The sequence below is a fragment of the Cyanobium sp. Alchichica 3B3-8F6 genome, from assembly GCF_024346435.1.
Classification (GTDB): domain Bacteria; phylum Cyanobacteriota; class Cyanobacteriia; order PCC-6307; family Cyanobiaceae; genus Cyanobium_A.
The window spans coordinates 58,375-67,361 of record NZ_JAGQCZ010000010.1 but is presented as its reverse complement, the minus strand read 5'-3'; the positions used below and the strand labels follow the sequence as shown (position 1 = coordinate 67,361).

The window sequence follows — 8,987 nt, the reverse complement described above, 5'->3', positions numbered from 1 at the left end:
GCGAGGGGAGCTCAGGCGAGGGTGATTTCGTCGTCGAAGAACCAGGCGGTCTGACCACCACTCAGCTCCACCACCACGCCGATGCCTTTGCCGTCCACCGTGCGGAAGCCCGTCACGGTGCCGGTGGCGTCAGCCTTCAGGGAATCCACCATCTCAGTGGAGATGCGATCCCGCACCCGGGTGATTCGCACCTTCGACCCGACGTTGATGGTGGCAGCCTGGGACATGGCCAGCGCGACTGGAAAGTGGCGCAACCTTAACAGTGGCCACACAGTGCCCAACGGAGTTCGCGTCCATGGTTGCCAAGCGGATCATTCCCTGTCTGGACGTGGCTGATGGCCGGGTGGTGAAGGGGGTGAATTTCGTGGGCCTGCGGGACGCGGGCGACCCGGTGGAGCTCGCCTGCCGCTACAGCGCCGCGGGGGCCGATGAGCTGGTGTTTCTCGACATCGCGGCCAGCCACCAGGGCCGCGGCACCCTGGTGGAGCTGGTGCGGCGCACCGCTGAGGCCGTCACCATTCCCTTCACCGTGGGTGGCGGCATCAGCAGCGTGGAGGGCGTCACCGAGCTGCTGCGCGCCGGCGCCGACAAGGTGAGCCTCAACTCCTCGGCGGTGCGCGACCCGGAGCTGGTGGCCCGCGGCGCCGAGCGCTTCGGCTGTCAGTGCATCGTGGTGGCGATCGACGCCCGGGCCCGCAGCGGCGAGGCCGCCACCACCGGCTGGGATGTGTATGTGAAGGGCGGTCGCGAGAACACCGGCCTCGATGCGGTGGCCTGGGCCAGGGAGGTGGTGGCGCTCGGCGCTGGCGAGATCCTGCTCACCTCGATGGATGGCGACGGCACCCAGGCCGGCTACGCTCTCGACCTCACCCGGGCGGTGGCCGATGCGGTGGAGGTGCCGGTGATCGCCTCAGGTGGCGCTGGCTGCATCGCCCACCTGGCCGAGGCCCTCGATCCGGGCCCCGAGGGCGGGCATGCCTCCGCGGCCCTGTTGGCGTCCCTGCTCCACGACGGCGTGCTCACCGTCGAGGCGATCAAAACCGAACTGCTGCAAAGGGGTTTGCCGATCCGGCCGCTGGCGTGATGAGCACCCACGTCGGCGTGTTAACGCTTGTAACGTGATTGCATTAAGGCCAGCCGCAGTCCACCATTCCGGCATCACTCCGTTTTCGGCATCACTTCGCTTCAGGCATCACGTTGTTCTCCGCCCTGCCCGTTCTTCCTGCTCCCGCGTCCACAGCAATCGCCATCGGCATGGCGGGGGCCGTGGTGGCCTTGGTGGCCTGGGCCCTGCAGCTGATGCAGGCCGCCAACGATCGCCAGGAATTTTCGTTGATGCTGGCCGGCTGCATGGTGTGCTCGGCCGCCGTTGGCCTGGCCACGGTGATGGTGCTCACCTTCACGAGCCCGGAGCGACTGGAGGCCCGCGGTTTGCTGCCCGTTCCGGAGGTGGAGGCTGGGATCAGCCTTGATGCCATCGTGTTGCCCTGGGATGGTCAGCTTTAAGCCGGGAGATCCGGCGGCGGTGCAGGAGCTGTTTGAACAGATTGCACCCCGCTACGACCAGCTCAACGATCTGCTCAGCTTCGGCCTGCATCGGCTCTGGAAGCACCAGGCGATCGCCTGGTTGCAGCCCCGCCCCGGCCAGCAGCTGATCGATCTTTGCTGCGGCACCGGTGATCTGGCGTTGGTGCTGGCGGCCCGGGTGCGGCCGGGGGGCTCCGTGCTCGGAATCGATGCGGCAGCGGCTCCCCTGGCGGTGGCAGCCCGGCGCGGCGCGGCCCAGCCCTGGCTGCCGCTGCGCTGGCAACAGGGCGACGCCCTGGCCACCGGCTTGGCGAGCGCCAGTTGCGATGGGGCCGTGATCGCCTACGGCCTGCGCAACCTCGCCGATCCGGGCGCTGGCCTGCGGGAGCTGCGGCGGTTGCTGCGCGACGGCGGCCGGGCGGCGGTGCTCGATTTCAACCGGCCCAGTGGAGTGGCGGCGCGCTTTCAGCGTTTCTATCTGCGCCGTCTGGTGGTGCCCACCGCCGAGCAGTTCGGCATTCCGGAGCACTACGCCTACCTCGAAGACAGCCTGCAGCGGTTTCCCACCGGGCTCGAGCAGGAGGCCCTGGCTCGGCAGGCGGGCTTCAGTGCGGCGCGCCATCGCCCCCTCGCTGGCGGCCTGATGGGGCTACTGGAGCTGGTGGCTTGACACCAAGCAACTTGCTGGCTGTCAGGGTTGATTAATCTTTGCCAATAGGCTCGATTGTTGTGGGCCATCGTTTGAGGGCTTTGGCAACGTTTCACATCCAGCCCATCGTTGATCTGACCTCAGGGCGTGTTTGCGGCGGCGAAGTGCTGTGGCGTCCCATCAATGCTCAGCCGACGGCGGCAGACATTCAGGCCCTGGAGGTGGATCCGGATCTGAACATTGCGGTGACGCAGGACTCTTTTATTGTTGCCTTGCGGGCCCTCGACCGCATGCCGCCCCACCTTTGGTTGTCGGTCAACCTGTCCTGTAAGTTCATCGGCTCCGGGTTGATGTTTTTCAGGCCCATCTCCCGGGAGCTTGGTGATCTCGACAGCCTGCGTCGTCGCATCGGCCGACGGCTTGTGGTGGAGGTGACCGAGTCTGGTGTGGCGGATCAGCATGCGTTGTCATTCATCCACGAGCTCGCAGACCTGCACACGATCGCTGTTGATGATTTCGGCACCGGCGATGCACCCCTCTCCCACATGCTGAATCTGCACTTCAGCAAGCTCAAGCTGGATCGCTCGATCGTCGCGGGCGTTGATGTGGATGGCTTCCGTCAGCGGTTTGTGAAGTGGGTGGTGTCGGGCTGCCACGCCATCGGGGTGGAGGTTTGCGCGGAGGGCGTGGAAACGGAAGCGGAAGCCAGCTTCCTCCGCAACCATGGGGTCAACCAGGGCCAGGGCTGGCTGTGGAGCGAAGCGCTCCCCGTGGAGCTGTTTGAGAGCCTTGCCCTCGCCGGAGAAGCGGTGCCCGCGTCGTTCGATCGCCTGCTCAACGCCCCCTGAGCTTGGGAACCTCCTGCCACACCGCTAGCCCTTCTGGGATCATCAGAGGCTCACGGCCTGCGGGTCGATCCTCGAATCCAGTTGCTGCCAGCCCGTGAACTTTCAGGACATCATCCAGACCCTCAACGGCTTCTGGGCCGAGCGCGGCTGCCTGATCCTGCAGCCCTACGACACCGAAAAGGGCGCCGGCACGATGAGCCCCCATACGGTGCTGCGGGCGATCGGCCCCGAGCCCTGGGCGGTGGCCTACCCCGAGTCCTGCCGCCGCCCCACCGACGGCCGCTACGGCGACAACCCCAACCGGGCGCAGCACTATTTCCAATACCAGGTGCTGATCAAGCCCAGCCCCGACGGCATCCAGGAGACCTACCTCGCCTCCCTCGAGGCGCTCGGCATCCGCGCCAAGGATCACGACATCCGCTTCGTCGAAGACAACTGGGAATCGCCCACCCTCGGCGCCTGGGGTGTGGGCTGGGAGGTGTGGCTCGACGGCATGGAGGTGACCCAGTTCACCTACTTCCAGCAGTGCGGCGGGCTCGACTGCCGGCCGGTGTCGATTGAGATCACCTACGGCCTCGAGCGCCTGGCGATGTATCTGCAGGATGTGGAGAGCATCTGGGATCTCTCCTGGGATGCCAACCGCTCCTACGGCGACATCTGGCTGCCGTTTGAGAAGGGCCAGTGCACCTACAACTTCGAAGCCTCCAACCCCGAGCGGCTCAAGCAGCTGTTTGCCATCTATGAGGCCGAGGCGGCGGATCTGGTGGCCAAGCAGCTGCCGGCTCCGGCGCTGGATTTCGTGCTCAAGTGCAGCCACACCTTCAACCTGCTGGAGGCCCGCGGCGTGATCTCCGTCACCGAGCGCACCGCCACCATCGGCCGCATCCGCACCCTGGCCCGTCAGGTGGCGGAGGCCTGGCTGGCGGAGCGCGAGGCCCTGGGTTTCCCGCTGCTTGATTCGGCCAAACGCCAGCCCGAGATGGTGGCCCAAGGCGCTGCTGCTGCTGCGCCGTGAGGCGTCTGCTGCAGCGCACCCTGCTGGTGGCCGTGCTCGCCGGCGGCAGCTTCCAGTTGGGACGCCTCAGTGAGCGGGCTGTGTGGCCGTGCCGCCTGCGGCCCGTGGCCGGCCTGGTGGCGCCGCTGCTGGGCCAGCAGATGCCCAGCCGGGAGGTGTGCGATCTGCTGCTGAAGATTCCGCGTTTTTAGGTCGGTCTTCTGGGCGCTCCGTGGGAACCCTGAGCGGGTTGCAGCCAGGTGCAAACCGTTGGCCAAGTGTCCGCTGAAATCGCTGCTCTGGGGGCTGCTGCTGGCGCTGCTGCTGTTGCGGGTGGCGCTGGTGGCCTTCACCCCGCTGGCCCCGGCAGCTGGCGATCCGGTGCTGCGGCTGCAGGCAGCGGCGGACACATCGGTGGAGCTGGAGCTGCGGGGCACCCTGCTGCGCGATCCGGTGCCCAGCGGTGGCCCGATCCCCAGAGGTGGCGCCGGAGCCTGCCGGGTCCTGCTGCAGTTGCCCGTAGGCCGCACCGAACTGCGTTTTCAGGAGTGCCCACTGCTCCAGGAGGGTTGGCGCCTGCAGGTGCAGGGCCGCTTGCGCCAACCCCAGAGCTCGCCGCATCCGTTGCTGTCTGCCCCTGCCGAGCGTTTGGCCCGCCAGGGGGTTTTCAGCCAGCTGCAGGTGCAGGATTTCACCGTGCTGCAGCGTCCCGCCACGCCGGTGGCGGATCTGCGCCGCCGCATGGCCCGGGCCCTGATCCAGCAGGCTGGCCCCGACCGCGGTGGCGTACTCGCTGCCCTGGTGCTGGGCGGTGCGGTTGTGCCGCTGCCGGCGGAGCTGCGCGAGGCCTTCCGGGCGTCGGGCCTCTCCCATGCCCTGGCCGCCTCGGGCTTTCACCTGTCGGTGTTGCTGGGGGTGGTGCTGCCGCTGGGCTCCCGGCTGCCGCGCTTGGGCCGGTTGGGCCTGGCGGCGGCGGCGATGGGGTTGTTCGTGCTGCTGGCTGGGCCCCAGCCTTCGGTGCTGCGGGCGGTGTTGATGGGGGCGCTGGCGCTAGGGGTGCTGGAAAGCGGCCACCGCAGCAGGCCCTTGGGGATCCTGGCGGCCAGTGCTTTGGTGCTGCTGCTGGCCCGGCCCGACTGGCTGCTGGATGTGGGTTTTCAGCTGAGCGTGGTAGCCACTGCTGCCCTGGTGATCTCGGCCCGGCCCCTGGAGCTGGGGATGCGCCGCTGGCTGCCGGGCTGGTTGGCGGTCGCCACCGCGGTGCCCCTGGCGGCTTCGCTTTACACCCTGCCGCTGCAGCTCCTGCACTTCGGCGTGGTGCCGCTCTATGCCGTGCCCGCCAACCTGGTGGTGGCGCCGCTGCTGACGCCCCTCACCCTGGGGGCGATGGCGCTCGCTTGTTTGGCGGTGCTGCTACCGCCGTTGCTGCCCCTGGCCACCGTGCCCATCGACTGGCTGTGTCGGCTGTTGGTGCTGGTGGTGAAGGCCTTTGCGGCCCTGCCCATGGCCCAGTGGCAGCTGGGCCGGCCGGCGCCGTGGCTGGTGCTATTGCTGGCCTTGGCCGTGATCGCCCTGGCGGTGCCGGGCCTGACCCGGCGCTGGCGGCTGCTGGGCGTGGGGCTGCTCACCCTGGTGGCGGCGGTTCATCTCAGCCTGCTGGGTGCCGACCAGCTGCTGCTGGTGCACCAGGGGCGGCTGGATCTGCTGGTGGCGCGGCATCGCGGCCGGGCGGCGCTGGTGAGCAGCTCGGCTGATGGCTTCAGCTGCAGTTTGGCCAGCCAGCTGGCCCGTGGGCTGGGGGTGCAGCGCTACGACTGGGCTCTGTTGCTCGATCCCCTGGCCCCCGAGCAGCCGGGCTGCTGGCAGGGGCAAGCCGGCCTGGTGCTGGCCAGCGCCGACGGCAGTGTGCCGCTTCAGCCCGGCCAGCGCCTGGCCAGCCGGGGGCTGAGTGCCGCCCCGGTGGCAATCGAAAGCCGGGCGATGCAGCTGCAGGTGGGCCGCTGGCACTGGTTGCTCTTGCCCGACCGACAGGCGCTCTGGGCCTGGCAGGGGCGTGCCAACACCGGTGATCCGGCACGTCTTGATGGCGTGTGGCTCGGCTTCCGGCCTTCACCTCGTGAGCGTGTCCAGCTGCAGGCCCTCGGCGCTGAGCGGGTGTGGCTCAGCGGTGGCACCCCTCCAGGCTGGCCCGGGGGCTGGGCGGCCAGCGGCTCCAGTGGATCCCTGCAGGCTGCTCGGGGCTGATCGATCCTTAAGGTGGTCTGGGCCTGCGGGCTGTTGGAGAGGTGGCTGAGTGGTCGAAAGCGAACGACTCGAAATCGTTTGAAGGGAAACCTTCCGTGGGTTCGAATCCCACCCTCTCCGTGTAGAGAAGGTCCTGCGAAGACCGCCTAAGTCCCACTTCCCCTGCGGCAGTGGGACTTTTGCTTTGTGGATCGTCCTGGTTTGTTCGCCCTAAAACGGAGGAGTCCGAGCGACGTGTTGTTGGATTGCTGAGACGCCACTCTCTGACTCGCAAGTTCGTGCCCTGAAGGCGGCTGAGCGCAGGCAGAGCAAATCTGTCGGGTATTCCCTGATTTTGGTGATTGAGTCCGTTGCCAGGGGGGCAAGTCCTTTGAAGGGGCTGGGCATGTGGACCCTCAAGGAGGCGAGGGAGGAGTGGGATCGCATCCGGGCGCGGTCAAACCTGAATGTCTTCCACGCTGGTTGGGTTAATCGCCTGAAGTTCTCTATATACTATTGGAATAAATTTGTCATCCAATGCATAGTCTCCCGTGCATGCATGCATTGCAGGAGTCGCCTCGTGCACAAGGCTTTCCCAGTATTCATCGGGATCTTTGGCGTCTATGTTGTTGATGCAAATCACGATCCGATCAGTCTTCTTATCTTCGAATTCGTAGTATGACACAACGTTCTTTTCCTTGCACTTTGATTCAACTATTTTTGTGCCTGTTTTGAGTAACTCGTTTCTTGGCCTCTCAATATCGCTCCATGTCCCTGCGATTACAGGTGCTTGCGCGAGGCATCCTGCAGTGAGCGCCCTCGCTTCACTTGAGGGTGCTATGTGCTACCCCCCTTGGTTTTAGGCAGAAAATGCTCAAGTTTCTTAATTAATCTTTCTATGTTTGAAGTGTCTACTTCGTAATCCACGGAAGACTCCAGCTCTCCTTGGTAATACGAAAGAATTTTTGCTAGTTCTAATATATCTTTGTGCTGCAACTTGAACTCTACCTTCTCGCTAAGGAACTTTGATTCCTTTTTGCTCCTTGACTTTGGCTTCTTGAGTTTTTCGTCACAATCAAGACAGTAATAAGAGTACCCGTCCGTAAAGTATTTGACTACCTGAAAGTGTTTTTTGTCCAGTGGTTTGGTTTTTTGGCAGCAAACGCATTTACGTTTTATGGCGCCTCTGTGTCATGTACAATGTCAAGATGATCTCTCTTCCAAGGAATAAAGGTGGTTGCGGTTACTTCCTCCAACTCATCAGGGTAATCACACTCAATAGCCGCGCCATAAAACTTTGTACGGAGGTCATTCGCTCTAATGGTCGATTTTGAGGAAGACCCATCAAGTCATCAACCTTCCATCCAGTATCCCACCGCCGTCCTGAACTGCGATGTCGCCTTCTCTTCCCACCATGTTCTCAGCCCACACATAGACCCACTCCTCCTCTTCAATAGGGGCCATGTGGCGCTTTTTGGACGGATTTACGCCCCTCTTGATGCCTGACCTTCACGGCGCTTTTCTGAGTTCCTCCCTTCTGCCCAAGCAATGTCCCTGATCCCCCGCTGGCGCTACATGACCGATGAGGCGAAGGCACTCACCAAGCGCACGGCGGTCTCTGCCCTAGTGCTTCTGGTGGTGCTGTTGGTCTTTAGGACACTGGTGCCTTGGGTGATGGTGGCAGTGGTTGCCTGGTGGATCTGGAGGTCGGTTCAGCGGTAGTTGCCTGTGGGCGGCAGAAGCGCAACCATTTCGCCTCTACAGAACGGTTGCCCAATAAAAAAGCGGACCCGTCCAGGACCGCTCGATGACCAGAGCACACTCTATGAACTTCTGTAACGAACCGTGGATGCGCTGGGTTTTCAGGGTCGCTTTGACCAGATCCGCTCCAGTGCCCGTCTGAATTGCCCCTCGCTCATTGGTCGTGCCAGCTCTCGCCTTCTAAAGACGCTGCTGATCCACCAGACCTGAAGACCGCCAAAGGCAAGGGCGACTAATCCCAGTTGGATGGTGCCCCAGTTCAGGTGGTCCATCACACCGCCTGCTGATCCTTCTGCCAGATCCTCTCCAGTGCCTGCCTGAAGCGTTCGGTTCGTGAGGGGACCCCCAGCAGGTGCTTGCGGAACAGGGCGGAGAGGCGCCAGAACTTTAACCCAGCAGCGATCGCAAAGACCGCCCAGGGCACCAGCATCCACAGGGGATTGGTTGTCACCGATTCAGTGCCCATCGCAATGCCCCCACACCGATAGAGAGTCCCACCATCGTGTTCCAGGCGATTGCCCTGCGGGTGCTGAGGCGCTGAAGCAGTGGTGGCAGGGTCTGAGGTCGTTGAAGCAGCAGCAGGGTGGAGACCACCAGATAGGCGGTGGGTATGCCCAGTGCCAGTAGCAGTTCAGTGGTCACAGGCGACGCTTCTGGTGCCTTTGCTGAAAACGTAGGCACCTCAGTCAGTCCAGTGAGGCGCCTCAGGAGACTTCTTGACCTCAGCCCCCATCAGGAGTAGTACTGATGTTCTTATCTCGCTGCTGTGACCGCCTCTGCCGCTTTGACCCACCCAGAGGAGTGGGATGACCTGGAGTGGGATGTCCTGAAACCATCCCGCACGGGGTCTGTCTGCATCACCTGCCAGTACTTCCGCTACGAGGTCGGCAGGCACTGCGTCACCCTGCTCACCTGCCCCCTCCATAGTTGGAGTCGGTAGTCGTGTCAATTGCCCTGGCGCTTATTTGCTAGCAGGCAAAGGGAA

The 8,987-nt window shown here is 64.1% G+C and carries 12 protein-coding genes and 1 tRNA gene; 9 read left to right on the top strand and 4 right to left on the bottom strand.

Going from position 1 to position 8,987, the window contains the following annotated elements:
• Positions 1-11: 11 nt before the first annotated feature.
• Positions 12-227 carry a DUF2862 domain-containing protein gene (locus tag KBY65_RS09635; RefSeq protein WP_254996055.1) on the bottom strand — a complete coding sequence of 72 codons (216 nt, stop codon included), beginning with the start codon at positions 225-227 and terminating at the stop codon, positions 12-14.
• Between the two features lie 68 nt (positions 228-295).
• On the opposite strand from KBY65_RS09635, the gene hisF reads away from it, so the two are divergent.
• The 8 genes from hisF (at position 296) to KBY65_RS09595 (ending at position 6,382) form a co-directional block, all read left to right on the top strand.
• Positions 296-1,084 (top strand): imidazole glycerol phosphate synthase subunit HisF, encoded by a 789-nt coding sequence (gene hisF / locus KBY65_RS09630; RefSeq protein WP_255001449.1) that lies wholly within the window; start codon positions 296-298, stop codon positions 1,082-1,084.
• Between the two features lie 113 nt (positions 1,085-1,197).
• Positions 1,198-1,506, top strand: a complete 309-nt coding sequence (locus KBY65_RS09625; protein ID WP_254987587.1) for a hypothetical protein — start codon at positions 1,198-1,200, stop codon at positions 1,504-1,506.
• Entirely contained in the window at positions 1,493-2,197 is a 705-nt protein-coding gene (ubiE, locus tag KBY65_RS09620) for a bifunctional demethylmenaquinone methyltransferase/2-methoxy-6-polyprenyl-1,4-benzoquinol methylase UbiE (RefSeq protein ID WP_255001448.1), read from the top strand. Before KBY65_RS09625 ends, ubiE begins: the two co-directional genes overlap by 14 nt.
• A gap of 59 nt (positions 2,198-2,256) precedes the next feature.
• Positions 2,257-3,024, top strand: coding sequence for an EAL domain-containing protein (locus tag KBY65_RS09615; RefSeq protein WP_255001447.1), 768 nt, complete (start codon positions 2,257-2,259; stop codon positions 3,022-3,024).
• Positions 3,025-3,118: 94 nt separating this feature from the next.
• The gene (gene glyQ, locus KBY65_RS09610) at positions 3,119-4,039 is read left to right on the top strand and encodes a glycine--tRNA ligase subunit alpha (RefSeq protein WP_255001446.1); all 921 of its coding nucleotides are present in this window, start codon (positions 3,119-3,121) and stop codon (positions 4,037-4,039) included.
• Positions 4,036-4,230, top strand: coding sequence for a hypothetical protein (locus KBY65_RS09605; protein ID WP_233128597.1), 195 nt, complete (start codon positions 4,036-4,038; stop codon positions 4,228-4,230). Before glyQ ends, KBY65_RS09605 begins: the two co-directional genes overlap by 4 nt.
• 58 nt (positions 4,231-4,288) lie before the next feature.
• On the top strand, positions 4,289-6,262 hold the full coding sequence (locus KBY65_RS09600; RefSeq protein ID WP_255001445.1) for a ComEC/Rec2 family competence protein: 1,974 nt from the start codon (positions 4,289-4,291) through the stop codon (positions 6,260-6,262).
• A gap of 35 nt (positions 6,263-6,297) precedes the next feature.
• Positions 6,298-6,382, top strand: a tRNA-Ser gene (locus tag KBY65_RS09595).
• Positions 6,383-6,698: 316 nt separating this feature from the next.
• Here KBY65_RS09595 and KBY65_RS09590 read toward each other — a convergent pair.
• Entirely contained in the window at positions 6,699-6,926 is a 228-nt protein-coding gene (locus KBY65_RS09590) for a hypothetical protein (RefSeq protein WP_255001444.1), read from the bottom strand.
• 863 nt (positions 6,927-7,789) lie between these two features.
• On the opposite strand from KBY65_RS09590, the gene KBY65_RS09585 reads away from it, so the two are divergent.
• A complete protein-coding gene (locus KBY65_RS09585) occupies positions 7,790-7,963 on the top strand; it encodes a hypothetical protein (RefSeq protein ID WP_198953867.1) in 174 nt (57 codons plus the stop codon).
• A 310-nt stretch (positions 7,964-8,273) separates the two neighbouring features.
• Here the strand turns inward: KBY65_RS09585 and KBY65_RS09580 are convergent, their stop codons facing one another.
• Positions 8,274-8,453: a hypothetical protein gene (locus KBY65_RS09580; protein ID WP_255001443.1), complete on the bottom strand. Its 180-nt coding sequence runs from the start codon at positions 8,451-8,453 to the stop codon at positions 8,274-8,276.
• Positions 8,450-8,644, bottom strand: a complete 195-nt coding sequence (locus KBY65_RS09575; RefSeq protein WP_094560481.1) for a hypothetical protein — start codon at positions 8,642-8,644, stop codon at positions 8,450-8,452. Before KBY65_RS09575 ends, KBY65_RS09580 begins: the two co-directional genes overlap by 4 nt.
• Positions 8,645-8,987 lie beyond the last annotated feature (343 nt).

What these genes read in the sequence shown, in the direction of transcription:
- KBY65_RS09635 (WP_254996055.1), bottom strand. Translation starts at nt 227, where the DNA reads ATGTCCCAGGCTGCCACCATCAACGTCGGGTCGAAGGTGCGAATCACC.
- KBY65_RS09585 (WP_198953867.1), top strand. Translation starts at nt 7,790, where the DNA reads ATGTCCCTGATCCCCCGCTGGCGCTACATGACCGATGAGGCGAAGGCA.
- hisF (WP_255001449.1), top strand. Translation starts at nt 296, where the DNA reads ATGGTTGCCAAGCGGATCATTCCCTGTCTGGACGTGGCTGATGGCCGG.
- ubiE (WP_255001448.1), top strand. Translation starts at nt 1,493, where the DNA reads ATGGTCAGCTTTAAGCCGGGAGATCCGGCGGCGGTGCAGGAGCTGTTT.